Here is a 504-nt window from a genome sequence, read left to right on the forward strand (position 1 = left end):
TTTCAGCGCCACCGAAGGCGTGAACGACGTGCAGGTCCGGCAGGTTGACGTCGCCGGCAACACATCGTCGGTAACGTCGTTCAGCTTTACGCTCGATACGTCGGCGGCTGCACCGGGCGTGGCGCTCACCACCGATTCGGGCAGCAGTGCGTCCGACCATATCACCAATGTCGGCACGTTGAACCTGACCGGCATCGAAACCGGTGCCACCGTCGAATATTCGATCGACGGCGGCCATACCTGGAACACCAGCTTCAGCGCGACCGAAGGCCTGAACGACGTACAGGTCCGGCAGACCGATATCGCCGGCAACACGTCCGATTCGACTTCGTTCAGCTTCACGCTCGACACGTCGGCGGCTGCGCCCGGTGTTGCGCTCGCCACCGATTCCGGCAGCAGTGCGTCCGATCACGTCACCAATGTCGGTACGTTGAACCTCACCGGCATCGAAACCGGCGCCACCGTCGAATATTCGATCGACGGCGGTCATACCTGGAGCATCAG

At 62.1% G+C, this 504-nt stretch carries 1 protein-coding gene; it reads left to right on the plus strand.

What is annotated here, in order from left to right:
• Positions 1–504: Ig-like domain-containing protein (locus U4012_RS35650; RefSeq protein ID WP_321804585.1), on the plus strand; the 504-nt coding region annotated here is incomplete at both ends.

Origin of the sequence: Burkholderia sp. BCC1988 (genome assembly GCF_905339895.1) — a bacterium.
Lineage (GTDB): Bacteria > Pseudomonadota > Gammaproteobacteria > Burkholderiales > Burkholderiaceae > Burkholderia.